Genomic DNA, 26,866 nt, shown 5'->3' with positions numbered 1-26,866 from the left:
GCCGGGTCAGGACGGGGGCGCGAGCGGCGGACCGCCGGGCGCGGCGCGCGGGCCGGGCGGCGCCGGCCCCGGCGGGCGCGGCGCGATGTACGGCGGGCGCGGCGGCGGGCCGTACGGGCGCGCACCGTACGGGCCGGGCGGCGGGCCGGGGGACGGGCCGGGCGGCGGCCCGTCCGCGGGCCTCGCGTGGCGGCGCCGGAAGGCGAGGGAGAGGGCGCCGGCCCCGGCCGCCCCGCCGATGCCGAGCACCAGGATCACGACGATCACCCAGCCGACCCAGACGGGACGGTCGATGACCCGCACGGGCTCCGGATCCGCCGCGCCGAACCGCTCGCGGGCGGGCTTGCCCTTGCCCGCTCCGGCGGGCGCCGACGCGATCGAGGCCGCCGCCGACAGCGCGCGGGCCGCGTGCACCTCGCCGAACCCGACCTCCGGGTCGTAGCCGTCCTTCGGCCCGTACCGGGTGCTCTGCACCAGCGCCTGCGACACCAGCGCGGGCGCCATCTCCGGATACTTGGCGCGGATCAGCGCGGCGATCCCGGAGACGATCGCGCTGGCCTGGCTGGTGCCGGCGCCGACGAAGTACCGGTCGGCGCCGGGGGCCGCGGAGGTGACGCCGACGCCCGGCGCGGACAGCACCACCGAGTAGTTGCGGTTGGAGAACGGCGCGCGGGCGTGGCCCGGCTGCGCGGCCGCGACCGCGATGACGCCGGGATAGGACGCCGGATAGGAGTACGGCGCGAACCCGTCCTCGTCCAGCAGGCGGTCCTTGTCGCCGTCGTTGCCCGCCGCCGACACGACCACGACGCCCTTGCCGATGGCGTAGCCGACGGCCTCGCGCTCGTCCGCGATCTCCTCGGCGCTGCCGATCGAGAGGTTGATCACGTCGGCGCCCTGGTCGGCGGCGTACCGGATGGCGCGCCCGACGGCCTTCCGCGCCGGCTCCGACCGCTTGTAGCGGGCGTAGCCGGCGTCCTCCGGCTCGCTGATGGCGCGGATCGCGAGGACGCGCGCCCGCGGGGCCATGCCGATGATCCCGGAGCGGCCCCCCGCGCCGTGGCCGTGCCCGGCGATCAATGACGCCATCCCGGTGCCGTGCAGCCGCGCGGGCCTCCCCCGGTCGACGAAGGCGATCATGTTGGGCCCGGTGGTGACCTTGCCGCGCAGGTCCGCCTGGTTCGGGTCGACGCCCGAGTCGACGACCGCGACGGTCACGCCCTGCCCTTTGCTGATCTTCCACGCGGCCTCCATGCCGAGCAGCTTCAGCATCGGCCGCTGCAGGTCGCGGACCACGTCCGCGTGCGCCTCGACGGGCGCCAGCCAGCTCCCGGCCAGCGTCCCCGCCAGCAGGACGGCGGTCACCCGCCCCCGCGCACGCCTCAGCACTGCCACTCCGGGTCGTCGCAGTCGGGCACCGACTTGGCGGCGAGCGACCGGGCGACGGCGTGGCCGATCTGCGGCGCCACGGCGAACAGCTCGCCCGGCCGCGCCTTCTTGATCTCGGCCGCGGGACGGCCGTCGGACTGCCCCGACGTCGTCAGCACGACGTACGGGCCGCCGCGGTCGCTCGTCCGGTCCTGCCGGGCCTCGTCGGTGAACCCGGCGGCCGCCGTGCCCGGGAACGGGGCCGCGAGCAGCGCGGGCTCGACCGAGCCCTCCCCCTCGTCCGGGCCCTGCGAGCCCGGCAGCTCCTTGAACGCGCGGTCGGCCTTCCACGGGTCGGGGAACACGACGACGCCGATGGTGACGACGACGCCCTGCAGCTGGTCGACGTAGGTTGCGCGCAGGACGGCGCGGCAGCCGTGCCGGCCGAGCGCCGGCACCATCTCCTCGTCCACGGCCTGGGCGCAGGCGGTGTCGGGGACGATGCCCGTCCGGGTCGCGTACTCGGTGTGGTCCCCGATGGGGCGGTACGGGATCTTCTCAGGGAAGATGCGGCTCGCGGGCCATGCCTGCCAGCGCCGCGCGACCTCCTTGTTCGCGGCCACCTGGAGCTCGGCGGTGGTGGGCTCGCGGTGGAAGGTCGTCCAGGCGCCGGTCATGGCGATCCCGGTGGTGACCAGGTAGCAGCAGCCGACGACGAGCGCGACGACCATCCACTGGCGGCCGGTCAGCCCCAGCACCGCCAGCGGGTCGCGCGGCGAGGGCGGCGGGGCTGGCGGGGGTGGCGGGCCCATCGGCCGGGGCGGTCCCACGCGGGGCGGCCCCGGCGGCGGGCCCGGGTACGGGGGACGCGGCGGCGGCTGCTGGGAGGGGGGCGTGAATGCCACAACAGCCAAGATTAACTGTGCTTCGCGACATTCCGCCCTGGCAACCGGGTAAGGCCCGCGTCCGCCCGGCCCCGCGGGTCAGGACCCGAACGTCCGGCGGGCCTCCTTGGCCGCGTCCTTGGCCTGCTCACCGACCTGCTTGGCGCCGCCGGCCGCGCGGTCCTTGCGGCCCTCGGCCTCCATGCGGGGGTCGCCGGCCTGCCGCCCGGTCTCCTCCTTGCTCCGGCCCTTGGCCTTCTGCGTCTTGTTCTTCAGCTTGTCCAGGAAGCCCATGGCTTCTCCTCACTCAGGAAGGTCTGTGGACGAGTCCGCACGGCGCCCGCCGGGTGGCGGGCCGCGCGGCGCGTCAGGTGGCGCGGCGGATCCGGTCCGCCTCGTGGTGGATGCGGGCCTCGGTCTCCAGGAGCCTGGCCTCCGCCTCCCGGGTGCGCCGGCGCGCCCGCCGCTCCCGCAGCGTCGGCTTCCGCCCGGGTCCCGCGCCGCGGCCACCGGCCCGGCTCCGCGAGAACCGCTTGAGGAACCCCATGCCCCGTCACCTCTTTCACCCGCGGGCCGATTCCGTCGACCGGCCCCGCGTCCGACTGGTGTGCCCTTTTCCTCAGGGTTCATTCCGCATCGTCCGGGTGACGTGGGCGTCGCGGGGGCGGGCGGCCGCAGGGAATTCCGCGGGGCGTGGCAAGGTTGTGCGGACGAGGACAGTGACGTCCCGCCCTCTCATCACAGCCGAGCGTCAGCACAGGAGCACCCACCGTGTCGTTGCCACCTCTGGTCGAGCCCGCAGCGGAGCTCACCCGCGACGAGGTCAACCGCTACTCGCGGCACCTGATCATCCCCGACGTGGGCATGTCCGGGCAGAAGCGCCTCAAGAACTCCAAGGTTCTGATCGTGGGCGCCGGCGGGCTCGGCTCCCCCGCCCTCCTCTACCTCGCCGCCGCCGGCGTGGGCACCCTCGGCGTCATCGACTTCGACGTCGTGGACGAGTCCAACCTGCAGCGGCAGGTCATCCACCGCCAGTCGTCCCTCGGCAAGCCGAAGGTCGAGTCGGCGGCGGAGACGGTCCGTGAGATCAACCCGCTGATCGACGTCGTCACGCACAACACGGCGCTCGACCGCGACAACATCATGGACATCTTCTCCCAGTACGACCTGATCCTCGACGGCACCGACAACTTCGCGACCCGCTACATGGTGAACGACGCGGCCGTGCTGCTCGGCAAGCCGTACGTGTGGGGCTCGATCTACCGGTTCGACGGCCAGGCGTCGGTCTTCTGGGCCGAGTACGGCCCGTGCTACCGCTGCCTCTACCCCGAGCCGCCGCCGCCGGGCATGGTCCCGTCCTGCGCCGAGGGCGGCGTCCTCGGCGTGCTGTGCTCCTCCATCGGCTCCATCCAGGTGAACGAGGGGATCAAGCTCCTCACCGGCATCGGCGAGCCCCTCGTCGGCCGGCTGATGATCTACGACGCCCTCGAAATGACCTACCGCTCGGTCAAGGTCCGCAAGGACCCGGAGTGCCCGCTCTGCGGCAAGAACCCGACGCAGACCGAGCTCCTGGAGGACTACGAGGCGTTCTGCGGCGCGGTCTCCGAGGAGGCCACCGAGGCCGCGAAGGACTCCACGATCTCCGTCCGCGACCTCAAGGCCATGCAGGACAACGACGAGGACATCTTCCTCGTGGACGTCCGCGAGCCCAACGAGTACGAGATCGTCTCGATCCCGGGCGCGACGCTGATCCCGAAGGGCGAGTTCCTGAACGGCTCCGCCCTGGAGCGCCTCCCGCAGGACAAGAAGATCGTCCTGCACTGCAAGTCGGGCGTCCGCTCCGCCGAGGCCCTGGCCGTCGTGAAGAACGCCGGTTTCAGCGACGCCGTCCACGTCGGCGGCGGCGTCCTGGCCTGGGTCAACCAGATCGACCCCAGCCAGCCCAGCTACTGACGCCACCAGAAGGCCCCCGAACCCGCCGAGGACTCGGGGGCCTTCGGCCGTGCTACGCGGGAGTCAGCCAAACCAACTCCGAGCCCATCCGCCGCGAAGCGCTCTCCGGCGTGAGCCACCGCCCGAACCCGCGCCCGCCGAGCGGCACGGTCGCGGCCGACCCGTCCGGCATGACGATCCCGTAGGCGACGATCTCGTCCACCACCGCGTCGCCCTCACCGGGGTCCTCCCGGACGAGCACGAACAACCTGGGCGCCACACCCCCGCCAAGCTCCACCGCCCACTCCGCCACCTCGGCGTGGTAGACAGGCAGCTGTTCGGATTCGTGGACGTCATCCATCCGGATACTCCCTTCCGAGCCCCCGGGCCGGGACGGACGGTAGCCGCCAAGCATCGCTCCGCCCCGGCCCGTCTACAACGATCTCCATCGCAGACCGTGACCTGTGCATTACAGTGTGCATGCTTTCACCGGATCAAACGATGGACAAGTTGTTCACCAAGATTCTTGCGAGGAGAGATGGCCGAACGGCAACGGGTGACGCTGCGCTCCCAGTGGCTCGGGCAACAGCTCCGCGAACTGCGCGACGGCAGTGGCCTGATGCTCAAGGAGGTCGCCGAGTACCTCCAGCGGGACCCCGGCACGGTCAGTCGCTTCGAGTCCGGCTTCTACCCCATCCGCCGTCCCGACCTGATGGCCCTGCTGGACCTGTACGGCGTCTCCGATCCCCAGCGGCGGGAGGCACTGATGACGCTCAGCCAGGACGTCTGGCAGAAGGGCTGGTGGGACGGGTATGCCAGGGACGTCGCGGGCTCTCTCATCGACTACGTCTGGCTGGAATCCCGCGCCACCCACATACGGTCGTACGCCGCCATGGTGATCCCGGGCCTCCTCCAGACCCCCGAGTACGCCGAAGCGGTGATCCGCATCAATGACACCAATGCCACGATCGAGCAGATGGAGCGCTGGCACGAACTGCGGATGAACCGGCAACAGATACTGGTAGGCGACACCCCACCCCGGCTGACAGTGGTTCTGGACGAGGGGGTCCTCCGCCGCCAGGTCGGCGACTCACAAGTCATGGCGGACCAACTCCGCCACCTCGCACAATGCGCAACCATGCCCACCGTGGATCTCCGCGTCCTGCGCTTCCGCGCAGGCACACCGGCCAGCACCCACGGAGCCTTCACGATCTTTGAGCTGCCGGCCCCCTTCCCAGAAGTGGCTTACACGGAGACGATGGCAGGTGCCATCTACATCGAAACACCCGAAACCGAACGTTTCGCCAAGGCTTACGCTGGTCACCAGAGTCTGGCTCTGACGCCAGGTGAATCAGCCGACCTGGTCTCGGCGGCAGCAGAGGAATGGCAGTGAGCGAGTCAGAAGCGCCCGAAGCACTCACCCCCCAGGAGCGCGCCAACGTCGCCTGGTACATCAGCAGCTTCAGCCCTGATCACGGCGGCAACTGCGTGGAGGCGGGCCCCCTCGCGGACGGGACGGAACGCGTCGCCGTCCGCCACAGCCACCACCCCGACGCCGAAGCCATCATCTACACCCGCGCCGAGTGGGAAGCCTTCCTCGCCGGCGTCCGCAACGGCGAATTCAACTTCTTCGACTAACAGCGGCCACCGGTCATGCCTTCTCCTCAACAGGCGGTTCGTCTTTGAGGTCGACGCCCAAGCCAAGGTTCTCACGTGCCCAACGTTTGAACTCGCCAGGGCCAAAGGGGAATCGATACTCGCCTTCCAGCAGGTGATCGGCCAGTTCCGACACAAGATCGAGAGTGAGGAAGCCCTCCCGGACGCTGGTGCAGAGCAGCCCGAGAGTCCCCTGGAACAGAACCCGGTGGTCCTTCGCTGCCTTCCGGGCCGCGCCATCGTCGATGATGGCCGTCGCACCGTGGGCCTTGGCGTACGCGAGCACTCCCGCCTCACACCAACGAGCAGCGCGCTAAACGTGGCGAACTCGTCGAGTTCGGCCACGAGTTCCCGCCGCTCTATCCAGGGGGCGTCCAAGACCGATCTAAGGTGCGGATGCTGGTGGACACCATCCTGCAACTCCGCTACCACGGTGTCAGGAATGACCGCCGATCTTGCACCGACCACGGCGCGGAGGCATCCGAGCCATCCTTCTTTTGCGAAGTGGCTAAGCGGGCCGGTGTCGAAGACGAGGACTTCGACCCCTTCGGGAACGGCCATTAGACGAACTGCCAGATCTCACCTTCGGCACGTGGATCGAGAGGGGGCAACGCTCCCTCTTCCCACGTGCCGAAGAACAGATCCATTGCCCGCGCACTCGAGATGATCTCGTCACGGTACAGACCGAGTACCGCACGCTCGAACGCAAGGGGAAGCACGGGGGAGGCCAACTCGTCCCTCGCGACGACAAGGCCGAAATCCACGATGTCCACACGTGTCGTCCTGACCTCGCGGATCTTCCGTGCGTCGGTGCTGCCGACGATCTCGAGTTCCCGCAACCGCCGCGCCAGGGTCGCCATATCGACGCGGTAGATGCTCGCCATACGTACTGCTGCCGCGCGAAGTCCCCCCTCAGGACCCGAGTTGAACCGGCGCCAGTCCTTCTCCATGCTCCCGCGCGGGAGAAGCAGAGCTCGAGCGAAGTGATCGAGCAGCCCTTCGCGCCGCTCGGTGTCCGGCGTCTCAGCGACTCGCCAGTCAACGTAGTACTCGTCCGCCACCAGGAAGTGGCCCAGTTCGTGAGCCAGCGCCAGGCGCCTGCGGCCGACGCGCCGGTCACCGTTGATGATCGCCACTCCACCGCTACGGAGAAGGATCATCGCGGCATCGGCCGACTCACGACCAAGGTCAAAGGAGAAAGACAGCAGCCCCAGGTCGGCGAACCCTTCCACCAGGTTCGTGAGCACGCCCTCTTGGTGCACACCGAGCATCGCCCTAGCGCTCTCCGCCAGTTCCTCGGCTTCGTGCCGGTCCCGCGGCATGGCCCTTTCCGGAGAGTCACTGAGCTGGAGACTCTTCGAATGCTCGGACACGAACTCGACTGCACGCGCCACCCGCTCGATCATCAGATCGATCTCCGGGCTCGGAGCTCCTGGATCCTGCGCGTTCCGCCTGGAGACGATCGCCTTGGGCGCGTCCTCAAGAAACCACTCGATGCGGGTTCCAAGCTCCTCTGCCAGTCGCGCGAGTTCGATCGCCGTCACACGGCGGCTGCCACCTTCGATCTTCGCCAGCGACGAGCGGGCTAGAGCGATCCGGTCGGCCAGTTCCGCCTGCGTCAGCCCGGCTCGATCACGGGCCTCGGCAAGCCGCCTGCCGATCACCTCTGCGTCCACTGCCATGTGTTCCAGAATAGAACATCACCCCTTCCCGCGCACGACGGTGCCCGTCATTAGCCCAAGAAGGCGACCAGCCCGGCTCCAGCGGTCGTGGGCTTCGGAGTGCCTGTGGCGCTACTTTTTCAAGTTTCCTTGTGCCGGATCGGGCGGGGCTTCTGGATGGCCGGACGGGTTCAGGGCTCGGGCGGCGTCGGCGTCGTAGTGGCGCCGGCCGCCGAAGGTGACCAGGGTCCCGGCCAGCAGCGGGAGCAGCAGTACCGTGAAGGCGCCGCGCAGTGACCCGGTCAGGTCGGAGGCCGCGCCCACCAGCAGCGGCCCGGCCGCCCCGCCGAGCGTGATCAGGAACTGCAGCACCGCGAACCCCAGTCCGCGGCGGTCCGCGCTGACGATGTCCGCGCCGGCCGCCGTGAGGGTGGGGATGGCGATCGAGAACCCGATGTTGGCGAGGCAGTAGAACGCGATCTGCGCGGGCAGCGCCGGGATCAGGACCGCGCCCGCCAGCCCCGCCGTGCCGACCGCCAGGCCGATCGCGCCGAAGTGGACGCGCCAGCCCGGGGAGCGTCCGTGCCGCCGGTCCCCGTACCGGCTCCCGATGAGCGTGCCGATGACCATCCCGGCCAGCCCCACGCCCCCTGCGATCGCCGCCGCCGGGCCTTCGGCGAGGCCGTAGGTGCGCTGGTAGTAGCTGGGCATCCAGAAGAAGAGGCCGCCGAGGCCGAAGAAGAGGATCGTCAGCCCGAGGACCACCGAGCGCAGCGTCCGGACGGCCAGCAGGGAGCGCAACTGGACCGCCAGGGGCTCCCGCGCCGCCACGACTGCGGGGGCGCCGCTCGCCGCGTCGGCGCCGGGTCCGCCGGAGCGCATGGCCTCGATGCGGTCGCCCAGGCCCCGTACGGGCTCGCGGACGGTGAGGCAGAGCAGCGCGATGACGACGCCCGGGACGGCGACCAGGAAGAACATCGTCCGCCAGCCGAACGCCTGGGCCAGCGCGCCGCCCGCCATGATCCCCAGCGGGAGCCCGGAGTAGTAGGCGAAGCGCTCCAGCCCGAACGCGCGGGCGCGTCCGGAGCCGGGGTAGTAGTCGGCGATCAGGCTGGAGCCGGACGGGTTGTAGAGCAGCCCCGCGCCGCCGAGGAAGACGCGGACGGCGAGCAGTGTCGCGTACGACTGCGCCAGCCCGCTGCCGACCGTCAGCAGCGACCAGACCGCGACCACGGCGGCGATCGTCCAAGTCCGCCGGGTGCGGTCGGCGAGCCGTCCGGCCGGGATCAGCAGCACCACCCCGGCCACGGCCGCGGCGGTGGCGATGGCGCCGCCTGCGGTGTCGGAGAAGCCGAACTCCTCCTGGATCCGGGGCAGCGCCCCGGCCATCAGGTTGGCCTCGACCCGGTCGATCAGCGCCACCAGGGCGATGCAGATCGCCGGCCACCAGCCGAACGGGGCGGCTCGCGCGGGGTCGAAGGGGACCGGCGGACGCCCGGGGAAGGCGACGATCCGGCCGGACGGGGTCGGTGGGGCTGCGCTCATCGGGGTCCGTTCTCTCGTGCCGCGGGTGCGGACGCGGGCTGAGCGTGCCTGCCGTTTCTGTGAGAGAAACGGCGTTTCCAGAGCAGGGCCCCAATTAAGCATGCTCGCGGACGCGCTGGCAATGGGCGGGTCGGCCGAGGTCGAAGAGCGGCAGGCGGCGAACGGGACGCCGGCCGGCGCGGCGCGGGTCGTTCAGGCGCCGGAGGACGGCGGGGTGTACGTGAGACCGAGGTCGGTGGAGATGTCGGCGAGCATCAGCTCGAACATGGGGGCGGCGTCGTCCAGGGCGAAGGCCAGGTGGCCGAAGACCTCCAGGCTGACGCCGCCCTGGAGACGGATCCAGCACTTCAGGAACTGCTGGATGACGCCGAGCGGCAACTCTATACCGAGGACGTCGTCGCGGTAGCGGCGGAGCTGGTCGCGCAGGACGGGGTCGATCTCGTCGTCGGACGGGATCCGGAACGGCCCCCTCCTCCACAGTTCGAGGAAGAGCGCCATGAACGTCCAGCCGAACTCGCGGGCGCAGTCCTCGGCGAAGTCGATCTCCTCCTGCTCGGCGGCGCCGCGGACGGGGGCGCCGAACAGCAGGGCGTACTCGCGGGGATGGGCGAGGGACCAGGCGCGGAACTGCCGGGAGACGGTCAGGAGCTTGCCGCTCATGTCGTCCTGCGGCACGTCCTTCAGAGCCGCGTGCAGCTCGCCGGTCAGCTCGGTGAACAGGTCGCCGACCAGGTGCCGCAGCAGCTCGCCGTGGCTGCCGAAGTAGCGGTAGAGCGCCGGGGCGGTCATGCCCATCTCGCGGGCGATCGCCCGGAGCGTCGCCGCTTCGGGGCCCTGCTCGACGAGGATCCGCCGGGCGGTCTCGGAGATCTCCCGGACCGTCGCCGCGCGCACCCGGTCACGCCGTGTTTCCACTCCGCCGCCCTCTTCTCCCCGCCCTTCGGCCGTCCCCGCATGATTCCCCAGAAACACCCTTGACGGAAGCTAACACCGTATGCGAAGTTAACGCTGTTCGCAGTTTACAGCATTCACTTCCATGATGGGCGTTCGCAGAGGGGAACGGGTCATGTTCGAACGATGGGGACGGTGGATCCACCGGCGCAGGCGGTGGGTCCTCGCGGTGGCAGGCGCGGCACTGGTCTTCGCCGGCGTCTGGGGGACGGGCGTCTTCGGCGCGCTGACCTCCTCCGGCGGCTTCGACACGCCGGGCAGCGAGAGCGCGAAGGCGGTGCGGATCGCCGAGCAGGACCTCGGCCGGGACGAGGCGGACGTCGTCGTCCTCTACCGGGGACCGGCCACCGTCGACGACCCGTCCTACCGGGCCTCGGTCGAGCGGGCACTCGCCGCGCTGCCACAGGACAAGATCGCCTCGACCGCCACGTACTGGACGACCGGCGCACCGCAGTTCGTCAGCGAAGACCGCAGGTCCACCTACGCGGTGCTGCGACTCGCGGGCGCCGACGAGGGCGCGCGGAGCGACGACTACAAGGCGATGCGGGACGAGCTGACCGAGGTCGGCGGCGGGCTCACCGCCGCGGTCGGCGGGTCGGTCGGCACCGAGACCGCGATCAACGAGCAGGTCTCGTCCGACATCGGGCGGGCCGAGGGCATGGCCATGCCGATCCTGCTCGTGCTGCTCGTGCTGATCTTCGGGGGCCTGGTGTCGGCGAGCCTGCCGATGCTGATCGGCGGCGTCGCGATCCTCGGCTCGTTCACCGCGCTGCACGCGCTGTCCTACGTCACCGATGTGTCGATCTTCGCGGTGAACATCACCACCTTCCTCGGCCTCGGCCTCGCGATCGACTACGGGCTCTTCATGGTCAGCCGGTTCCGCGAGGAGATCGGGCACGGGGCGTCCGTCGAGGACGCCGTGGCCGCGACGATGGCGACGGCCGGACGCACGGTCGCCGTCTCCGGTGTCACGGTCGCGGTGTCGCTGTCCGGACTGCTGCTGTTCGACCAGAACTTCCTGGTCTCGATGGGCTACGGCGGCATCGCGACCGTGTTCGTGTGCATGGTCGCCGCGCTGACCGTGCTGCCGGCGCTGCTCGCCGTCCTCGGGCCCAAGGTCAACGCGCTGTCGATCCGGCGCCGGGCCAGGACGTCCCGCGGCTGGTGGGGGCGGCTCGCGCACAGCGTCATGCGCCGTCCGGTGGTCTACGTGGTGGCGACGGTGGCGCTGCTCCTCGCGCTCGGCAGCCCGTTCCTGCACATCAACTGGGGCGGTGTCGACGCCAGGGCCATGCCGGAGGGCGCCGAGGCGCGGGTCGTCGCGGAGGCGCTGGAGACCCAGTTCCCGCGCAACGCCACCAGCCCGATCGAGGCCGTGGTGACCGGGACGTCCGACCGGGCCGCGATCCAGGCGTACGGGGACGACCTGGCGGCGGTGCCGGGAGTGACGGGCGCGGCGGTGACCGGCGCCGAGGGCACGACGACGCGGATCGCGGTGACCTACCGGGCCGAGCCGAACTCCGGTGCGGCGCGCGACCTCGTGCAGAAGGTCCGGGACGTCCAGGCGCCGCCCGGCGCGCACGTCCACGTCGGCGGCATGACCGCCGAGGTCGTCGACCAGCTCGACAGCATCGGCGGGACGCTGCCGTGGCTGGCGCTGCTGGTGGGCGGGGCGACGTTCATCCTGCTGTTCCTGGCGTTCGGCTCGGTGGTGCTGCCGCTGAAGGCGATCGTGGTGAACATGCTGTCGCTGTCGGCCACCTTCGGCGTGGTCGTGCTGATCTTCCAGGACGGGCACCTGTCCGGCCTGCTGAACTTCACCGCGACCGGCGCGATCGACCCGGCGATGCCGATCCTGATGCTGGCCATGCTGTTCGGCATCTCGATGGACTACGAGGTGTTCCTGCTGTCGCGGGTCCGCGAGCAGTACGACCTGACCGGCTCCAACACGGCGGCCGTCGCCGCCGGCATGGAGCGCACGGGCTCGATCATCACCAGTGCCGCGCTGCTGTTCATCGTCGTGATCGGCGCGTTCGCGACGTCCGGGATCACGTTCATCAAGATGACCGGCGTCGGGATGGCGATCGCGATCCTGATGGACGCGACGATCGTCCGCGCGCTGCTCGTGCCGGCGGCGATGCGGCTGATGGGACGCGCCAACTGGTGGGCTCCGGGTCCGCTGGCCAGGTTCTACGGCAAGTACGGCATCCGCGAGGGCGACTCCCCCGCGCCGGCGCGCTCGCGGCTGGAGCCTGTGCGCTGACCGGGACGTGCGGTGGCCGGCGGCGACAAGGCCGTCGGCCACCAAACTATGTCAAAGCAGTACAAAACGCTGTTTACCCTGCTTGGCGGGAGAGGCACCGGATGTCGCGGCGGGCGGGGGACGACGGATGTTCGATCGATGGGGCCGGTGGGTCCACCGGCGGCGCCGGTGGGTCCTCGCCGCCGCGGGCGTCCTGCTCGTCTTCGCCGGCGTGTGGGGGACGGGCGTCTTCGGCGCGCTGAGCGCGTCCGGCGGCTTCGAGACCCCCGGCAGCGAGAGCACCAAGGCGACGCGGATCGCCGAGCAGGCCCTCGGCCGGGACGCCGCCGACGTCGTGATCCTCTACCAGGGCGGGACCACGGTGGACGACCCGTCCTACCGGGCCTCGGTCGAGCGAGCCCTCGCGGCGCTCCCGCCGGAGAAGGTCGTCGGCACCGCCACGTACTGGACGACCGGCGCGCCGCAGTTCGTCAGCGAGGACCGGACGTCCACCTACGCCGTCCTCGAACTGGCGGGTGCCGACGAGACCGCGCGCGACGGCGCCTACCAGGCGGTCAAGGACGATCTGCACGACGTGGGCGGCGGCCTCACCGCCAAGGTCGGCGGCACGGCCGCCACGTCCGCCGCCATCAACGACCAGGTCGCCTCGGACCTCCCCCGCGCCGAGGCCATCGCCATGCCGATCCTGCTCGTCCTGCTCGTGCTGATCTTCGGCGGGCTGGTCGCGGCGAGCCTGCCTCTGATCGTCGGCGGCATCGCGGTCCTCGGCTCGTTCACCGCCCTGCACGTGCTCGCCCAGCTCACCGATGTGTCGGTCTTCGCGGTGAACATCAGCACCTTCCTCGGGCTCGGGCTGGCGATCGACTACGGCCTGTTCATGGTCAGCCGCTTCCGCGAGGAACTCCGGCGAGCGGGGACACCGGTCGAGGACGCCCTCGCCGCGACGATGAACACGGCCGGGCGCACCGTCGCCGTCTCCGGCGTCACGGTCGCGGTGTCGCTGTCCGGGCTGCTGCTGTTCGACCAGAACTTCCTGGTGTCGATGGGGTACGGCGGCATCGCGACCGTGTTCGTGTGCATGGCCGGCGCGCTGACCGTCCTGCCCGCCCTGCTCTCCGTCCTCGGCCCGAAGGTCGACGCGCTGCCGCTCCGGCGCCGGCACCGGCCGTCCCGCGGCTGGTGGGGACGGGTGGCCTACAGCGTGATGCGCCGCCCGGTGATCTACGTGGTGGCCACGGTCGCGCTGCTCATGGCGCTCGGCGGGCCGTTCCTGCGCATCAACTGGGGCGGCGTCGACGCCGCCGCGCTGCCGGCCGGCACCGACGCGCGAGCCGTCGCCGAGGCGATGGAGACGCGGTTCCCGCGCAACGTCACGAGCCCGATCAACGCGGTCGTCACGGGGACGTCCGACCGCGCCGCGATCGACGCCTACGGCGACCGGCTGGCCGCGCTCCCCGGCGCCGCCGACGCGACCGTCACGGGCGCCGGCGGCACGACGACGCGGATCGCGCTCCGCTACGACGCCGACCCGTACTCCGACACCGCGCGCGGCCTCGTCCAGAAGGTCCGGGACGTCCCGGCGCCGGCCGGGGCGCAGGTGCACGTCGGCGGCGCCACGGCCGACGTCGTGGACGAGCTGTCCGGCCTCGGCGGCACGCTGCCCTGGCTCGGGCTGCTCGTCGGGGGCGCGACGTTCGTGCTGCTGTTCCTGGCCTTCGGCTCGGTCGTCCTGCCGCTGAAGGCGATCATGATGAACATGCTGTCGCTGTCGGCGACGTTCGGCCTGGTCGTGCTGATCTTCCAGGACGGGCACCTGTCCGGCCTGCTGGACTTCACGGCCCTCGGCGCGATCGCGCCCGCGATGCCGATCCTGATGCTCGTCCTGCTGTTCGGCATCTCGATGGACTACGAGGTGTTCCTGCTGTCGCGGGTCCGCGAGGAGTACGACCGGACCGGCTCGAACGTCACGGCGGTGGCGGCGGGAGTCGAGCGCACCGGGTCCATCATCACGAGCGCGGCGCTGCTGTTCATCGTCGTGATCGGCGCGTTCGCGACGTCCGGCATCACGTTCATCAAGATGGTGGGCGTCGGGATGGCGGTCGCGATCCTGATGGACGCGACGATCGTCCGGGCGCTGCTCGTGCCCGCGATGATGCGGCTGATGGGACGGGTGAACTGGTGGGCGCCCGGACCGCTCGCCCGTCTCTACGGCAGGTACGGAATCCGTGAAGTCCCGGCCACCAATCCGCCGAAACCGCTTGTGGTCCCGCTCACACACCGCGAGACTGAACGGCATTCCACCGGCAGTACCGCGCGTGACGCGTACCGCGACGGACCATGCCCGGCGGACCCCCACACGACGACACGGGACGTCCCTTTGGAGGCACCATGGCCACGCGCATGATCACCGAGACCGGCACGGCGCTCGGGCATCTGGACCGGCTCACCGACGCGCTCCGCGGCGCCGGCTGGGCGGTCGAGGTCGCCGCGCCCGGCGACCGCCTGCCGTCCGCGCTCGTCGCCGACCCGCACATGCGGCGGATCAACGAGAGCGTCATCGCCGCCCCCGAGGGGACCGGCGGCGCCTGGTCCTACTTCTACGGCTGGGGCGAGCGCATCGCGCCGTGCACCGACGCGGCCGGCGCCGCCGCCACGCTCGGCCGCGTCCTCACCGCCCGCCGCGACAACTGACCCCTCTCCCGGGCACGAACTCACGCGGACTTGCGGCCGCGGCTCTTCGCCGGCTCCTTCTTCTCGCCGGACTTCGGCGACGGCTTGCGCGCGGGCTTCGTCCCGGACGACGCCGCCTTGCCGTCCCGCTCGCCGCGGCTCTTCTTGGCGGCCTCGACGCTGGCGCGCAGCGCGCTGAGCAGGTCGGCGGCGGGCTCCTCCTCGGCCTCCTCCGGCCGGGTGACCTCCCTGCCCTCGACCTTGGCGTCGATCACCGCCTGGAGCGCCTCCCGATAGGCGTCCTTGTACTCCGAAGGGTCGAACTCGCCCTCCATCGACTCGATCAGCGACGTCGCCATCGACAGTTCCTGCTTGCGGATCTCGATGTCCTCGTCCAGGAACGGGAAGTCGGGGGTGCGGACCTCGTCCGGCCAGAGCATCGTCTCCAGCACGAAGACGCCGTCGCGGACGCGCAGCGTGGCGAGCGACTCGCGCTGCCGCAGCGCGACCTTCACGACGGCGACCTGCCCCGAGCTCTCCAGCGCGTCGCGGAGCAGCACGTAGGGTTTGGCGCCCTGCGCGTCCGGCTCCAGGAAGTAGGACTTCGCGAAGTAGATGGGGTCGACCTCCTCCTGCTCCACGAACTGCAGGACGTCGATCCGGCGGCTGGACGACAGCGGCAGGTCGGCGAAGTCCTCGTCGGTGAGGATGACCATCTCGCCGGTGGGCAGCTCGTAGCCCTTCGCGATGTCGGAATAGGGGACCTCCTCGCCGTCGACCGTGCACACCCGCTTGTACTTGATGCGCCCGCCGTCCTCCCGGTGCACCTGGTGGAAGCTGACGTCCCTCTGCTCGGTCGCCGAATAGAGCTTCACCGGTATCGTCACCAGCCCGAACGAGATCGCGCCCTTCCAGATGCTCCGCATGATCCGTCCTTACCCAGCACGTTCCGGCTCCTAGCGTCGCAACCACGCGTGATTTGCGCCAGAACGGCGCCTTGATCCTTTTCTGCGGGGCGGGGGCCGGGTAAGACGGCGGTATGACCATGTCGTGGCCCGTTGAGCCGATGATGGCCGCCACCGGGGAACTCCCCTCCGACGGCGAGCACTGGGGCCTGGAGCTGAAGTGGGACGGCGTCCGCGTCCTGTCGCACGTCTCGGCGGACGGCGTCCGGGCCGTGGGGCGGCGCGGCGGCGACGTGACGGGCCGGTACCCGGAGCTGTCCGCCCTGGCCGACCTGCTACCGGATCACGACGTCGTCCTGGACGGCGAGGTCGTCGCCTTCGACGAGGGGCGGCCCAGCTTCGAGCGACTCCAGCGCCGGATGCACGTCGAGCATCCCGACCCCCGCCTGATCCGTCTCGTGCCCGTCCGGTACGTGGTGTTCGACGTCCTGTACCTGGACGGGCACCTCTTGTACGACGTGCCGTACACCGACCGGAGGTCGCTCCTGGCCGAGCTGGACCTGGCCGGATCCGGCCCCGTGGAGGTCCCCCCATACCTGCACGGCGAAGACCGGTCACAGGTGGAGGAGTTGCTCGCCTTCACCCGCGAGCAGCGTCTGGAGGGCGTGCTCGCCAAGCGGCTCGACTCGCCCTACCGTCCCGGCCGCCGCGTCGACTTCTGGCGCAAGGTGAAGAACTTCATGACGCGCGAGGTCGTCATCTGCGGGTGGAAGCCGGGCAAGGGGCGGCGTGAGGGCGGCGTCGGTTCGCTCCTCCTGGGCGAGTACGACGTGAAGGGCCTGCTGGGGTTCGTCGGCCACGTCGGCACGGGCTTCAGCGACCGCGCCCTGGACGAGCTGTACGAGACGCTGTGGCCGCTGCGCCGTCCGACGAGCCCCTACGACGAGGCCGTCCCGCGCGAGTTCGCCAAGGACGCCCAATGGGTTGAGCCACAACTCGTCGGGGAGGTCGCCTACAGCGCCCGCACCAGGGACGGCCGCCTGCGCTTCCCGTCCTGGCGGGGCCTGCGTGACGACAAGGACCCCCTGGAGGTCACGATTGAGCAGTAGCCCGGCCCCGGCCACCGGCGGTGGCGCGTGAGCGGCGAGAAGACCACGGTCGAGGTGGACGGGCGGCAGCTGACGCTGTCCAACCTCGGCAAGAGCCTCTACCCGGAGTTCACCAAGGGCGAGGTCATCGACTACTACGCGCGCGTCGCCCCGGTGATGCTGCCGCACCTGAAGGACCGCGCCGCCACGCGGATCCGCTGGCCGGACGGCGTGGACGGCGGCAAGTTCTTCGAGAAGAACGCCCCGTCCCACACCCCCGGCTGGATCCGCACCGCGACCGTGCCGAGCCCCGGCAGCACGCGGGGCCGCGAGACGCTCGACTACGTCGTGGTCGACGACCTGCCCACGCTCGTGTGGTGCGCGAACCTCGCCGCGCTGGAACTGCACGTCCCGCAGTGGAAGGTCGGGCCGCGCGGCAGGGTCCACACCCCCGACCTCGTCGTCTTCGACCTCGACCCGGGCGACCCGGCCACGGTCGTGGAGGCGTGCGAGGTGGCACGGCTGCTCCGCGACCTGCTCGCCGAGGACGGCCTGGACTCCCACCCGAAGACGAGCGGCAAGAAGGGCCTGCACCTGTACGTCCCGATCAAGGAGCCGGAGGACGCCGAGCGGACGTCGGAGTACGCCAGGTCCATCGCGCGGCGGCTCGCCGAGGAGCATCCCCGGCTGGTCGTCGCGAAGATGGAGAAGCGGCTGCGCAAGGGCAAGATCTTCGTCGACTGGAGCCAGAACAACCCCGCGAAGACGACCGTCGCGCCGTACTCGCTGCGGGCGGCGAGCCGTCCCTCCGTCTCGACCCCGATCACGTGGGACGAGCTCGAGTCCTGCGAGGACGCGGCCGACCTGGTGTTCGGGCCCGGCGAGGTGCTCTCCAGGGTGGACAAGCACGGCGACCTTCTCAAGCCGCTCCTGGAGGACCACCGCCCCCTTCCCTGACGATCCCCGGAGGATTCGTGTGCCCTATGTGTTCGATCCGGCACTCTCCGGCACCGGATTCCGCCACCATGGACGCGGGGACACCGAGCGGGGCGGAAGGAAGAGCAGTTGTCGCATAACCACCACTACGACGCCGTGGTGCTGGGCGGGGGGACGGCGGGGGAACTGGTCGCGGCCGGTCTCGCCCGCGCCGGACGGGACGTCGCACTCGTCGAGAACCGCCTGGTCGGCGGCGAGTCGCCGTACTTCGCGTGCGTCCCGTCCAAGTCGCTGCTGCTGTCGGCGCGGCGCGGCGAGACCTGGGAGATGGCGCTCGCCCGGCGCGACGCGCTGACCCGGTACCGGGGCGACGACCCGGCCGTCGCGCGGATGGCCGAGGACGGCGTGACCGTGCTGCGCGGCCGGGGGCGGGTCCTCGAACCCGGGCGGATCGAGGTGGACGGGGCCGTGCACGGCTTCGGCGACCTCGTCGTCTGCACCGGCAGCGAGCCGGTGGTCCCGCCCGTCGAGGGGCTCGCCGACGTCCCGCTGTGGACGAGCGCGGAGGCCCTGTCGGTCCCCGACCTGCCGCGCCGGCTGGTGATCCTCGGCGGCGGCCCGGTCGGCTGCGAGCTGGCGCAGGTGTACGCGGCGTTCGGCTCGCAGGTCGCGGTCGTCGAGTCGTCCGGCCGGCTGCTGACCGCGGAGGCGCCGTTCGCCGGCGAGGTTCTCGCGGACGCGCTCCGCCGGATGGGCGTCGACCTGCGGCTCGGCGCCGCCGTCGGCGACGTCGAGCGCAAGGACGTCGGCGTGCGGCTGTGGCTGTCGGACGGCGGGACGCTCGACGCCGACCGCGTCCTCGTCGCCGCCGGGCGCCGTCCCCGCGTGGAGGGCCTCGGGCTGGAGAGCCTCGGCGTCGCCGTCACGCCGGGCGAAGGTATCCCCGTGGACGAGACTTGTGCGGTGCCGTCCGCCACGGGGGGCGTGTGGGCGGCCGGCGACGTCACCGGCATCGCGCGTACCACCCATGCGGCCCGCTACCAGGCACAAGTCGCGCTGTCGAACCTTCTCGGGCGGCGCCGTGAGGCCGACTACCGCGCGATCCCCCGCGTCGTCTACACGTCCCCGACCGTCTACTCGGTGGGGATCTCGCCCACGCAGGCGGAGGAACTTCGCATAGACCTCCGCACCGCCGGGTACGACCTCGCCGCGACGGCGCGGGCGGCGGTGGAGGCCGACGAGCGCGGCCGGGTGGAACTGTACGCCGACCGCTCCCGCGGACTGCTGGTCGGCGCCGCCGCGGCCGGGCTCAACGCCGAGGAGTGGATGAGCGAGATCGCGCTGGCCATCCGCGCGGAGACGCCGCTGAGCCTGCTCGCCGACGTCGTCCACGCGTTCCCGACCTACGGCGAGGCCGTGGAGGCGCCGCTGCGGGAACTGGCGGGCGGACTGCCCGGCGGCACTGCTGAGGAGGATCCGAGATGAGCGAGACCGACGACCTGGACCGCCTGGCCCCGGACACCGGAGACCAGGCCGGCATGGCCGAGCGGCGCGGCGCGCTCGACGAGCGCGCCGAACGCGCCCCCGTGCCGGACGAGGCCAACGAGGCCGACGCCGCCGAGCAGCGGGCCGCCATCGACGAGGCCGACGACCGCGTCGAGGGCGCCCCCATGCCGGACGACGCCAACGAGGCCGACGTGGCCGAGCAGCGGCGCGAGGTACCGGTGGACGAGGACGACTACCGGTGACCTGGATTGTCCGGCGGCACAGATAACAAGGTTTTCGAAAAGGACCGGCGCGGGGTGGCCCCGGTCCCGGCGGGAATACACTGACCTGCGCGAAGGAACGTCGCCGGTCCTTGTGTGTGACCGACGGAGTTACCCGCGCGTAGGATGATGTGATTGTCAACACGCGACGGACACCCCCTCCCGTCGCGACGATTCGGTGATCGGAGAGTGTGGTGACCGCGACCCCGGACGCCCGCCCCCGCGGCACGAGGCTGCCGCGGCTGGCGCGCCGCAGGCAGCTGCTCGGCGCGGCCCAGGAGGTGTTCGTCGCGCAGGGCTACCACGCTGCGGCGATGGACGAGATCGCCGAGCGCGCAGGCGTCAGCAAGCCCGTGCTCTACCAGCACTTCCCGGGCAAGCTCGAGCTGTACCTGGCCCTGCTCGACGAGCACGCCGAGGCCCTCGTGAAGATCGTCCGCGAGGCGCTGGAGTCCACCACGGACAACAAGCTGCGCGTCCAGGCGAGCATGCAGGCCTTCTACGACTTCGTGGCCGGCGACGGCGAGGCGTACCGCCTGGTCTTCGAGTCCGACCTGCGCAACGTGGCACCCGTCCGGGCCCGCGTAGACCGTGCCAACCAGCAGTGCGCCGAGATGATCGCCCAGGTCATCGCGGAGGACACCAACGCCCCCGCCGAGGAGGCGCACCTGCTCGGCATGGGCCTGGTCGGCATGGCCGAGGTCAGCGCCCGGTTCTGGCTCTCCCAGCACCGCACCATCCCGAAGGACACCGCCGAGAAGATCATCGCCCGGCTGGCCTGGCGCGGCATCTCCGGCTTCCCCCGCACCACCGACCAGACCTGATCCCCCCGCCGGCCGCCTCCGGCCCGGCCGTGTTCCGCGTTCACCCTCGGCTCAACCGGGTGACGGCGGATCCGGTGATCTCCGTGCGACCATCGGAAGGGTCCGCCGGTGGTCGGCGGGACGTGACGGACGAAGGGAGCAGCGCGTTGCAGGTTCGCATCGGGGTGCAGAACGTTCCCAAGGAGCTCGTGGTGGACACGGCGCAGTCGGCCGACGAGGTGACGGACGCGCTGTCCGACGCGCTCGCCGAGCCGAACGGGGTGCTCGTCCTCAAGGACAGGCGCGCCGGGCGGATCGTGATCCCGGCCGCCCGCGTCGGCTACCTGGAGATCTCCGAGGACGAGCAGCGCAGCGTGGGGTTCGGCACGTAGTACGCGGGACGGCTTGACCCGGTTCACCGGGCCTTGACCTGCGTTTTGTTTCAATCCGACAGAACGGGCATATCGATCGTCGTTCACGGGCCGCCAGGCCCACGGAAAAGGAATGGATGATCGACATGCTCACGACGGTCCTCTGGTTCATCGTCGTCGGTGCCGTCATTGGAGCCCTCGCCCGGCTGCTCGTCCCGGGCCGCAATCCGATCGGCATCCTGCTGACGATCCTCGTCGGCATCGCCGGCGCGATCCTCGGAGGTGTGGTCGCGGACGCGCTCGGCGCGGGCACCGTCATCGCCTTCGTGTTCGCGGTCGTGATCGCCGCACTCGGCGTGGCCGGCCTGACCGCGCTCAACACGCGCGGGCGCGGCAGCGGCCGCAAGAGCGGCTGGCGCACGCGCCGCGGCACCTACTGACCGTCCGCCCGGCCCCCGCAGCGAAGGCCCCCGCCTGCCAGGCGGGGGCTTTCCCCGTCCTCGGGGACGGACTCGGGGCGAGAGGCCCTCGGCCGTGCCGCTCGTCCGGTGAGCCGGCCGCCCGGTCGCGGCGTGTCCGGATGTGGCCGTCCGCGCGGACCCCGCCCAGGGGCCGCGGCGCCCCTCCGCCCCCACCGGATAATGCCTGGAGGAACGGGCATGGAATAGATGAAACTACGGAAACGTTGAGTCCGGTGATCGGCTATTGGTGTATGCAACTGCCGGTCGGTACACTGCGTCGCGGAGTGTGACCGCACGCAGCCACAGCGAGTGACTGCTCTCAACCCCTGACTGCGGTCGCCGAGAGATTTGATCAACGGCTGGTCCCTCCCGCGCGAGCGCGCGGCCACAGGAACGACGGACACGTCCGCGAGGACGGAGTCGCGCCGGCGAGCCGCGCCGCACCCGGGGGCCGAGACCCCGCATATTGGAGGCTGAAAGCCCTGACTACCTTTCGTGAACTCGGGGTCGTACCCGAGATAGCAGACGCCCTTGAAGCAGAGGGCATCGTGGAAGCGTTCCCCATCCAGGAACTCGCCCTGCCGATCGCGCTGGGCGGGCACGACATCATCGGCCAGGCCCGCACGGGCACCGGCAAGACCCTCGCGTTCGGCGCCGCGCTGCTACAGCGCATCGAGCACGGCGGCAAGGAGCCGCGCGCGCTCGTCGTCGCCCCGACCCGCGAGCTGGCCCTCCAGGTCACCGACGACCTCCTGGTCGCCGGCGGCAAGCTCGGCAGCCGCGTCCTGTCCGTCTACGGCGGGCGCGCGTACGAGCCGCAGATCAGCGCGCTGCGCGACGGCGTCGACGTCGTCGTCGGCACCCCGGGCCGGCTCCTCGACCTCGTGAAGCAGAAGCACCTCGACCTGTCCAAGGTCGAGATCCTGGTGCTGGACGAGGCCGACCGCATGCTCGACCTCGGCTTCCTGCCGGACATCGAGCGCATCGTCCAGCGGATCCCGGTGAAGCGCCAGACGATGATGTTCTCGGCGACCATGCCGGGCGAGATCGTCGCGCTGTCGCGCAAGTACCTGACCCGTCCCACCAACGTCCGGGCCGAGTCGCACACCGAGTCGGACGCGACGCCACAGGTCGTCCAGCACGTCTTCCAGGCCCACCAGATGGACAAGCCGGAGATGATCGCCCGCCTGCTGCAGGCCGAGAGCCGCGGGCTCACGATGATCTTCTGCCAGACCAAGCGGGCCTGCGACCGGGTGGCCGCCGACCTCGCGCAGCGCGGCTTCGACGCCGCCGCCGTGCACGGCGACCTCGGGCAGAGCCAGCGTGAGCGGGCGCTCCGCGCGTTCCGCAGCGGCAAGATCGGCGTGCTGGTGGCCACGGACGTGGCGGCCCGCGGCCTCGACGTCGACGACGTCACCCACGTCGTCAACTACGAGTGCCCCGACAGCGCCGACACCTACGTGCACCGCATCGGCCGGACCGGCCGCGCGGGCAAGGAGGGCGTCGCCGTCACGTTCATCGACTGGTCCGACCGCACCCGGTGGAAGCTGATCAACAGCACGCTCGACCTGCCGTTCGCCGATCCGCAGGAGACCTACTCGACGTCCCCGCACTTCTTCGAGGCGCTCGGCATCCCCGAGGGCACGAAGGGCAAGCTGCCGAAGGACCAGCGGCACGGGCGCGCCGGGCTGGACGCCGAGGAGCTGGAGGACATCGGCGAGACCGGGAAGATCCGCAGCCACACCACCCGCGGTGCCACCCACGCCGACCACGACGGGGACCGGGAACGTCCCCGGCCGCGCCGCCGCAAGCGCAGCCGGACCCGCACGCGCGCCGGCCAGCCGGTCGAGGCGGGCGCGACGGAGGCCGAGACCGCCGCGGACGTCGCGGAGCCCGCGGACGGAAAGACCGCTGACGGCAACGTCGTCGACGCGGTCGCGACTGAGCGCAAGCGCAGCCGCACCCGCCGCCGCACCCGTGCGGGCAAGCCGGCCGCGGCCGCCGCGGCCGACTCCGCCGAGGCGTCGCAGACGGCGTGATCCGCCCGGTGACGACCGCGAGACCCTCACTCGGTCTCGCGGTCGAGCTATGTGCGGGCGCGCCCGCTCCGGTCGTCCCGGCCGTCCCGTAGCCGCAGGGCGGTGCCGGGGTGGTCGGTCACGAGGACGGCGACGCGCGGGTCGCCGAGGAAGCGCCGCATCACGGTCTCGGCGTTGACCGTCCAGATCATGGCGGGGATCCCGGCGCGGCCGCACTGCCGCAGCACGCCGACGCGCGCGAGCCGGTGGTTGAGCGCGACCATGTCGGCGCCCGCCCGGCGGACGAGGCGCAGCGGCGCGAAGTCGTGCGCGGCGCCGCGCTCCCACAGGTTGCGGCCCACCGACAGGGCCGTCCGGACGCCCGGGAAGCTCTTCTTGATCTCGTACAGGGAACCGACCTCGCGGGTGGTGACGACGAAGCCGTCCCGCCCGAACGCCTCCATCGCGAGGGCCACGGTCTCGTGCTCGCAGCCGCGCTCCTTGAGGTCGAGATGACCCTTGGCGCGGCCCGCGATGATGTTCATGGCGTCGCCGACGAGCGGGACGGGCCGGGACGCGAGGTCCTGGATCCGGGCGTAGCTCAGCCGGTTCAGGCGGAGCCCGCCGATCTCCGGGTCGTGGTGGACGACGAGCCGGCCGTCCCCGGTCCGCCGGATGTCGATCTCCACGTACTCGGCGCCGGACCCGGCGGCCTCGCCGAGCCCCGTCAGTCCCGCCTCGTCACGGCGGTGCGCGGAGATGGCCGGTTTCGAAGGCACGCTCGTGACGCTACCACCGGGACTTTTGCACCGACGTCCATTGACTAGACGAGTAAGTCCGAAGTCCAGCGGGACGCAGTGAAGGGTCCCGATGATCGTTTTGTGACGAACGACATCGAAACCCTTCTCACCGCACTGTACGTGAAGATCGACGACGAATTGGGAGGACCGCGATGGACGGGCAGGCCACCGCGGCTCACCGACGCGGAACTGGTCTGCCTCGCCGTGGTCCAGGCACTGTTCGGGTTCACCTCCGAGACGCACTGGCTGCGCTATGCCCGCAAGCATCTGACGGGCATGTTCCCGTACCTGCCGCAGCAGTCCGGCTACAACAAGCGGCTGCGGGCGGCGCTTGGCCTGGTCAAGCGGGTCATCCGGATGCTGGCCCGGTCCAGCGACTTCTGGCTGGACGACTGCTGGGTCGTGGACTCCACCCCGGTGCCCTGCGGGATGTCCCGGCCGACGGTGATGCGCTCGGAGCTTGCCGGATGGGCGGGGTACGGCTACTGCGCCAGCCACTCGCGGTTCTACTGGGGACTGAAGCTGTACCTGGTGTGCACTCCAGCGGGGATGCCGATCCTGTGGGCACTGGCCAACCCCAAGATCGGCGAGCGCGAGGTACTGGCCGCGATGCTCGAGATCGACGCGGGTGTGACGGCCGAACACGACGGCATCCTGCTGATCTGCGACAAGGGGTTCGCCGGGAAGGACTTCGAGACGCTGCTGGAGGAGTACCGGATCACCATGCTGCGTCCGTCCCGCAAGGACGAGAAGGCCCGCCACGGCGAGCCCATGCTCAAGAAGGTCCGCCAGCTGATCGAGTCGGTCAACGACACCCTCAAGGGCCAGCTGGATCTGGAAGATCACGGTGGACGCTCCATCGCCGGCGTGGCGATCCGCATCGCCCAGCGCGTCCTGGCGATGACCGCCGCGATCTGGCACAACAACGCAACCAACAGCCCGATCTCCCGATCACTGATCGCCTATGACCACTGACCAGAGATCGGACTTACTCGTCTAGGCTGGTGGTCCGTGAGTACGCCCCGGTTCCTGACCCTGCCCCCCGGCGTGAGCCGTACGACCGTCGAGACGCCCCGCGGCCCGCTCGCCGCGCTGGAGGCGCTCCCCGGCTCGGGTGTGCCCGAACGCTTCCCCGCCGTGCTCGTCCCGGGCCTGACGGGCAGCAAGGAGGACTTCCTCGCCGTCCTGCAGACGCTCGCGGCGTCCGGCCGCCGCGTCATCGCCGTCGACATGCGCGGCCAGTACGAGTCGATCGGCCCCGACGACGTCTCGGCCTACACCCGCGCCGCCCTGGGCGAGGACATCGCGGCCCTCCTGGACGGCCTGGGGCCCGACCCCGTCCACCTCGTGGGGCATTCGTTCGGCGGGCTCGTCTGCCGGGAGACCGTCCTGTCGGGGGCGCTTCCGGCGTCGCTCACGCTGATGAGCTCGGGCCCGTCCGCGGTCGGCGGCCAGGCCGCCGCGAAGGCCCGCGCCCTGCGCGACGCCATCCCGGAGCTGGGGATGGAGCAGATCTGGGCGCTCAGCCTCGAACCCGACTATGCCGGACGGGGCGTGCACCGCGAGATCGTCGCGTTCCTCAAGGCCCGCACGCTCGGCAACTCCGAGAAGGGCCTCGCCTGCATGGCGAACGAGATCCTCACGGCGCCCGACCGCGTCGACGAGCTCGCCAAGTACTGCACCGACTCGGGCCTGCGCACCCTCGTCCTGTGCGGCGAGGACGACGACGTGTGGTCCCCGTCCACCCAGGCCACCATGGCGGAGCGCCTGAACGCCGCCAAGGTCGTCATCCCGGGCGCCGCCCACTCCCCCGCGTGGGAGGCCCCCGAGACCACCGCCGCCGCCCTCCGTGCGTTCTGGAACGAAACGGAACACACCCTGAAGTAACGGTCAGCTATCGGATCGTCGCACATCGTCGGCCCGGCCGTTCTACGCTGTGCGCATGCCGGTGGATTACCGAGCCCCGAACATCAACGCGCGGAGCGTGGGGCAGCATCTGCGCCAGATCCGGGAGATCCTGGAACTGTCCTACGGCGAGGCGGCGGCCCGGCTCGGCGTCGACGCCGACTGGCTGGCCCGTGTCGAGACGGGCTTCGGGCCGGTCACGCCCGGCCAGGTCGCGGAGATCCTCGATTCCTACGGCACCCCGGCGCACATCCGGGACGCCGTGGTCGACCTGTCGTCCCGTCCCGCGGGCCCGCCGTGGCTGGCCCGCCATGTGGGGCGCATCAAGGCCCTCGTCCGCGACATCTACACGATCGAGTCGGAGTCTTCGCTGGTCCACGTCTTCGGCATCGGCCGGATGCCGGAACTCGTCCGCTGCGAGGAGTACGCGCGCCTGGTGTTCGAGCACCAGTACCCCGCGGTCGACGTGGACGAGGAGTGGGACCTCCTCCGCAGCCGCCAGCGGCACCGGCCGCGCACCCTCGACGTGATCCTCGACGGCCTCACCCTGGAACGCCACGGCGGCCCGCCGGACATCATGCGCGCGCAGTTCACCCACCTGCTCGAACTTCCCGCCGACGGCCGGTCGACCGTCCGCGTCGTCACGCCGGACGCGGGCGTCCACCCGGGCCTCAACGGGTCCTTCGACGTCCTGGAGTTCCCGGGCCTCCCCGGCCGGATCTCCATCGTCCACACGGCCCTCGGCATAGACGCCGCGCAGGCCGACCTCTGGGACAGCTGGCAGACGATCGAGGCACTGGCCCTCTCCCCGGCCGGCTCCAGGACCTTCCTGACGGACTGCCTCGCCGCCCTGGAGTAGCCGCCGGGGGACGGCTCGCGCCCCCCG

28 protein-coding genes are annotated in these 26,866 nt (G+C 71.2%); 17 read left to right on the top strand and 11 right to left on the bottom strand.

Features of this window, described 5'->3' with window-relative positions:
- Positions 1–6: 6 nt before the first annotated feature.
- The 4 genes from AL2_RS12370 to AL2_RS12355 form a co-directional block, all read right to left on the bottom strand.
- Positions 7–1,386 carry a S8 family peptidase gene (locus AL2_RS12370; protein WP_083946447.1) on the bottom strand — a complete coding sequence of 460 codons (1,380 nt, stop codon included), beginning with the start codon at positions 1,384–1,386 and terminating at the stop codon, positions 7–9.
- Positions 1,380–2,270 carry a hypothetical protein gene (locus tag AL2_RS12365; RefSeq protein WP_157438122.1) on the bottom strand — a complete coding sequence of 297 codons (891 nt, stop codon included), beginning with the start codon at positions 2,268–2,270 and terminating at the stop codon, positions 1,380–1,382. Before AL2_RS12365 ends, AL2_RS12370 begins: the two co-directional genes overlap by 7 nt.
- Before the next feature lie 78 nt (positions 2,271–2,348).
- A complete protein-coding gene (locus tag AL2_RS12360; RefSeq protein WP_067633247.1) occupies positions 2,349–2,543 on the bottom strand; it encodes a CsbD family protein in 195 nt (64 codons plus the stop codon).
- Between the two features lie 73 nt (positions 2,544–2,616).
- The gene (locus AL2_RS12355; protein WP_067633245.1) at positions 2,617–2,796 is read right to left on the bottom strand and encodes a hypothetical protein; all 180 of its coding nucleotides are present in this window, start codon (positions 2,794–2,796) and stop codon (positions 2,617–2,619) included.
- Between the two features lie 224 nt (positions 2,797–3,020).
- Between AL2_RS12355 and moeZ the strand changes: the two genes are divergently transcribed.
- Positions 3,021–4,202: an adenylyltransferase/sulfurtransferase MoeZ gene (moeZ, locus tag AL2_RS12350; protein WP_067633243.1), complete on the top strand. Its 1,182-nt coding sequence runs from the start codon at positions 3,021–3,023 to the stop codon at positions 4,200–4,202.
- A gap of 52 nt (positions 4,203–4,254) precedes the next feature.
- On the opposite strand, the gene AL2_RS12345 is transcribed toward moeZ, so the two are convergent.
- On the bottom strand, positions 4,255–4,542 hold the full coding sequence (locus AL2_RS12345) for a hypothetical protein (protein WP_067633241.1): 288 nt from the start codon (positions 4,540–4,542) through the stop codon (positions 4,255–4,257).
- A 177-nt stretch (positions 4,543–4,719) separates the two neighbouring features.
- On the opposite strand from AL2_RS12345, the gene AL2_RS12340 reads away from it, so the two are divergent.
- A complete protein-coding gene (locus AL2_RS12340; RefSeq protein WP_067633239.1) occupies positions 4,720–5,574 on the top strand; it encodes a helix-turn-helix domain-containing protein in 855 nt (284 codons plus the stop codon).
- On the top strand, positions 5,571–5,819 hold the full coding sequence (locus AL2_RS12335) for a DUF397 domain-containing protein (RefSeq protein WP_312032896.1): 249 nt from the start codon (positions 5,571–5,573) through the stop codon (positions 5,817–5,819). Before AL2_RS12340 ends, AL2_RS12335 begins: the two co-directional genes overlap by 4 nt.
- A gap of 13 nt (positions 5,820–5,832) precedes the next feature.
- Here the strand turns inward: AL2_RS12335 and AL2_RS39145 are convergent, their stop codons facing one another.
- From AL2_RS39145 to AL2_RS12315, 4 genes are all read right to left on the bottom strand, one after another.
- Positions 5,833–6,123, bottom strand: a complete 291-nt coding sequence (locus tag AL2_RS39145; protein ID WP_245666579.1) for a PIN domain-containing protein — start codon at positions 6,121–6,123, stop codon at positions 5,833–5,835.
- A 274-nt stretch (positions 6,124–6,397) separates the two neighbouring features.
- A complete protein-coding gene (locus AL2_RS12325) occupies positions 6,398–7,519 on the bottom strand; it encodes a helix-turn-helix domain-containing protein (RefSeq protein WP_067633235.1) in 1,122 nt (373 codons plus the stop codon).
- A 111-nt stretch (positions 7,520–7,630) separates the two neighbouring features.
- Positions 7,631–9,043 carry an MFS transporter gene (locus AL2_RS12320; RefSeq protein WP_067633233.1) on the bottom strand — a complete coding sequence of 471 codons (1,413 nt, stop codon included), beginning with the start codon at positions 9,041–9,043 and terminating at the stop codon, positions 7,631–7,633.
- A gap of 192 nt (positions 9,044–9,235) precedes the next feature.
- Positions 9,236–9,958 carry a TetR/AcrR family transcriptional regulator gene (locus tag AL2_RS12315; RefSeq protein WP_067633231.1) on the bottom strand — a complete coding sequence of 241 codons (723 nt, stop codon included), beginning with the start codon at positions 9,956–9,958 and terminating at the stop codon, positions 9,236–9,238.
- Between the two features lie 151 nt (positions 9,959–10,109).
- On the opposite strand from AL2_RS12315, the gene AL2_RS12310 reads away from it, so the two are divergent.
- The 3 genes from AL2_RS12310 to AL2_RS12300 all read left to right on the top strand — a co-directional run bounded on the left by AL2_RS12310 (position 10,110) and on the right by AL2_RS12300 (position 14,948).
- Complete coding sequence (locus AL2_RS12310) at positions 10,110–12,257, top strand: MMPL family transporter (protein ID WP_067633229.1); 2,148 nt, start codon at positions 10,110–10,112, stop codon at positions 12,255–12,257.
- Positions 12,258–12,384: 127 nt separating this feature from the next.
- On the top strand, positions 12,385–14,661 hold the full coding sequence (locus AL2_RS12305) for an MMPL family transporter (protein WP_067633227.1): 2,277 nt from the start codon (positions 12,385–12,387) through the stop codon (positions 14,659–14,661).
- On the top strand, positions 14,646–14,948 hold the full coding sequence (locus AL2_RS12300) for a hypothetical protein (protein ID WP_083946444.1): 303 nt from the start codon (positions 14,646–14,648) through the stop codon (positions 14,946–14,948). The genes AL2_RS12305 and AL2_RS12300 overlap by 16 nt, the downstream gene beginning before the upstream one ends.
- 20 nt (positions 14,949–14,968) lie before the next feature.
- Here AL2_RS12300 and ku read toward each other — a convergent pair whose 3' ends face one another.
- Positions 14,969–15,853 (bottom strand): non-homologous end joining protein Ku, encoded by an 885-nt coding sequence (gene ku, locus AL2_RS12295; RefSeq protein WP_067633225.1) that lies wholly within the window; start codon positions 15,851–15,853, stop codon positions 14,969–14,971.
- Between the two features lie 113 nt (positions 15,854–15,966).
- Here ku and ligD (AL2_RS12290) point away from each other — a divergent pair, with 113 nt between their 5' ends.
- From ligD (AL2_RS12290) to AL2_RS12255, 8 genes are all read left to right on the top strand, one after another.
- Positions 15,967–16,941, top strand: coding sequence for a non-homologous end-joining DNA ligase (gene ligD / locus AL2_RS12290; RefSeq protein ID WP_067633223.1), 975 nt, complete (start codon positions 15,967–15,969; stop codon positions 16,939–16,941).
- A gap of 27 nt (positions 16,942–16,968) precedes the next feature.
- Positions 16,969–17,877, top strand: coding sequence for a non-homologous end-joining DNA ligase (ligD, locus tag AL2_RS12285; protein ID WP_067633221.1), 909 nt, complete (start codon positions 16,969–16,971; stop codon positions 17,875–17,877).
- A 108-nt stretch (positions 17,878–17,985) separates the two neighbouring features.
- Positions 17,986–19,341, top strand: a complete 1,356-nt coding sequence (locus AL2_RS12280; RefSeq protein ID WP_067633219.1) for a dihydrolipoyl dehydrogenase family protein — start codon at positions 17,986–17,988, stop codon at positions 19,339–19,341.
- Positions 19,338–19,604: an Rv3202a family protein gene (locus tag AL2_RS12275; protein ID WP_245666577.1), complete on the top strand. Its 267-nt coding sequence runs from the start codon at positions 19,338–19,340 to the stop codon at positions 19,602–19,604. Before AL2_RS12280 ends, AL2_RS12275 begins: the two co-directional genes overlap by 4 nt.
- A 212-nt stretch (positions 19,605–19,816) precedes the next feature.
- Positions 19,817–20,446 carry a TetR/AcrR family transcriptional regulator gene (locus AL2_RS12270; protein WP_067633217.1) on the top strand — a complete coding sequence of 210 codons (630 nt, stop codon included), beginning with the start codon at positions 19,817–19,819 and terminating at the stop codon, positions 20,444–20,446.
- A 146-nt stretch (positions 20,447–20,592) separates the two neighbouring features.
- Positions 20,593–20,817 (top strand): DUF3107 domain-containing protein, encoded by a 225-nt coding sequence (locus AL2_RS12265; RefSeq protein ID WP_067633725.1) that lies wholly within the window; start codon positions 20,593–20,595, stop codon positions 20,815–20,817.
- Between the two features lie 125 nt (positions 20,818–20,942).
- Complete coding sequence (locus tag AL2_RS12260) at positions 20,943–21,236, top strand: GlsB/YeaQ/YmgE family stress response membrane protein (protein WP_067633723.1); 294 nt, start codon at positions 20,943–20,945, stop codon at positions 21,234–21,236.
- A gap of 569 nt (positions 21,237–21,805) precedes the next feature.
- Complete coding sequence (locus AL2_RS12255; protein ID WP_083946443.1) at positions 21,806–23,296, top strand: DEAD/DEAH box helicase; 1,491 nt, start codon at positions 21,806–21,808, stop codon at positions 23,294–23,296.
- A gap of 47 nt (positions 23,297–23,343) precedes the next feature.
- On the opposite strand, the gene AL2_RS12250 is transcribed toward AL2_RS12255, so the two are convergent.
- A complete protein-coding gene (locus tag AL2_RS12250; protein ID WP_067633213.1) occupies positions 23,344–24,054 on the bottom strand; it encodes a glycerophosphodiester phosphodiesterase in 711 nt (236 codons plus the stop codon).
- Between the two features lie 102 nt (positions 24,055–24,156).
- Here AL2_RS12250 and AL2_RS12245 point away from each other — a divergent pair, with 102 nt between their 5' ends.
- The 3 genes from AL2_RS12245 to AL2_RS12235 are packed head-to-tail and all read left to right on the top strand — an operon-like array spanning position 24,157 to position 26,839.
- Positions 24,157–25,050, top strand: a complete 894-nt coding sequence (locus AL2_RS12245) for an IS982 family transposase (RefSeq protein WP_067633211.1) — start codon at positions 24,157–24,159, stop codon at positions 25,048–25,050.
- A gap of 36 nt (positions 25,051–25,086) precedes the next feature.
- The gene (locus tag AL2_RS12240) at positions 25,087–25,962 is read left to right on the top strand and encodes an alpha/beta fold hydrolase (protein ID WP_067633209.1); all 876 of its coding nucleotides are present in this window, start codon (positions 25,087–25,089) and stop codon (positions 25,960–25,962) included.
- A gap of 55 nt (positions 25,963–26,017) precedes the next feature.
- Positions 26,018–26,839, top strand: coding sequence for a helix-turn-helix domain-containing protein (locus tag AL2_RS12235; RefSeq protein ID WP_157438121.1), 822 nt, complete (start codon positions 26,018–26,020; stop codon positions 26,837–26,839).
- The last annotated feature ends 27 nt before the right edge of the window (positions 26,840–26,866 follow it).

This window comes from Actinomadura latina NBRC 106108, from assembly GCF_001552195.1.
Taxonomy (GTDB): Bacteria; Actinomycetota; Actinomycetes; order Streptosporangiales; family Streptosporangiaceae; genus Spirillospora; species Spirillospora latina.
This window is presented reverse-complemented; position numbering and strand designations above follow the sequence as displayed.